This window comes from Clostridium sp. KLE 1755 (assembly GCF_000466465.2).
Classification (GTDB): domain Bacteria; phylum Bacillota; class Clostridia; order Lachnospirales; family Lachnospiraceae; genus Eisenbergiella; species Eisenbergiella porci.
On record NZ_KE992700.1, the window covers coordinates 1 to 1,825 of the forward strand.

The 1,825-nt window shown below is 50.6% G+C and carries 1 rRNA gene; it reads right to left on the bottom strand.

Annotated elements, in window-relative coordinates:
• Positions 1-45: 45 nt before the first annotated feature.
• Positions 46-1,577 (bottom strand): 16S ribosomal RNA (locus tag HMPREF1548_RS12325).
• Positions 1,578-1,825: the final 248 nt, after the last annotated feature.

A 1,825-nucleotide genomic window follows, 5' to 3' on the forward strand; every position in this document is an offset into this window, starting at 1 on the left:
CCTTAACATCTAAACAGTAATACAACCCTTACTTCTTCGCCTTAGAAAGGAGGTGATCCAGCCGCACCTTCCGATACGGCTACCTTGTTACGACTTCACCCCAGTTATTAGACCTGCCTTCGACTGCTCCTTCCTTACGGTTAGGTCACAGGCTTCGGGCATTTCCAACTCCCATGGTGTGACGGGCGGTGTGTACAAGACCCGGGAACGTATTCACCGCGACATGCTGATTCGCGATTACTAGCGATTCCAGCTTCATGTAGTCGAGTTGCAGACTACAATCCGAACTGAGACGTTATTTCTGGGATTTGCTCAACATCACTGTCTCGCTTCCCTTTGTTTACGCCATTGTAGCACGTGTGTAGCCCAAATCATAAGGGGCATGATGATTTGACGTCATCCCCGCCTTCCTCCGGGTTATCCCCGGCAGTCTCCCTAGAGTGCCCAGCTTTACCTGCTGGCTACTAAGGATAAGGGTTGCGCTCGTTGCGGGACTTAACCCAACATCTCACGACACGAGCTGACGACAACCATGCACCACCTGTCTCCAATGCTCCGAAGAGAATGCCCCGTTACGGGCACGTCATTGGGATGTCAAGACTTGGTAAGGTTCTTCGCGTTGCTTCGAATTAAACCACATGCTCCACCGCTTGTGCGGGTCCCCGTCAATTCCTTTGAGTTTCATTCTTGCGAACGTACTCCCCAGGTGGATTGCTTATTGCGTTAGCTGCGGCACCGATGGGTCCATACCCACCTACACCTAGCAATCATCGTTTACCGCGTGGACTACCAGGGTATCTAATCCTGTTTGCTCCCCACGCTTTCGAGCCTCAACGTCAGTTACAGTCCAGTAAGCCGCCTTCGCCACTGGTGTTCCTCCTAATATCTACGCATTTCACCGCTACACTAGGAATTCCGCTTACCTCTCCTGCACTCCAGCCTGGCAGTTCCAAATGCAGTCCCAGGGTTGAGCCCTGGGTTTTCACATCTGGCTTGTCATGCCGTCTACGCTCCCTTTACACCCAGTAAATCCGGATAACGCTTGCCCCCTACGTATTACCGCGGCTGCTGGCACGTAGTTAGCCGGGGCTTCTTAGTCAGGTACCGTCATTTTCTTCCCTGCTGATAGAGCTTTACATACCGAAATACTTCTTCACTCACGCGGCGTCGCTGCATCAGGGTTTCCCCCATTGTGCAATATTCCCCACTGCTGCCTCCCGTAGGAGTTTGGGCCGTGTCTCAGTCCCAATGTGGCCGTTCACCCTCTCAGGCCGGCTACTGATCGTCGCTTTGGTAGGCCGTTACCCTGCCAACTGGCTAATCAGACGCGGGACCATCCTGTACCACCGGAGTTTTTCACACTGCCTCATGTGAAGCTGTGCGCTTATGCGGTATTAGCACCTATTTCTAAGTGTTATCCCCCGGTACAGGGCAGGTTTCCCACGCGTTACTCACCCGTCCGCCACTAAGTTACGCCGATTCCATCCGAAAACTTCCTCTGCATAACTCCGTTCGACTTGCATGTGTTAGGCACGCCGCCAGCGTTCATCCTGAGCCAGGATCAAACTCTCTTGTTTAAGTGTTTAACCCAGTTAAGATTAACTCTAGCTAATGTTTAACCGTTGCTTGTTTCCAAGCGTTTCTTACTGTTTTTGGGTGTCTTAAAGCTCTTCTTTCGAAGCTTTAAAACTTGTTCTCTGAATTTTCTTTTTTAGAATTTTCAGGGTTGCATTACTGTTTATTTGTCAAGGTTCTGTGTGCTGCTTTCTCAGCCGCAACAGTTGATATCTTATCACATGTCGTTTGGACTGTCAAGCACTTTTTT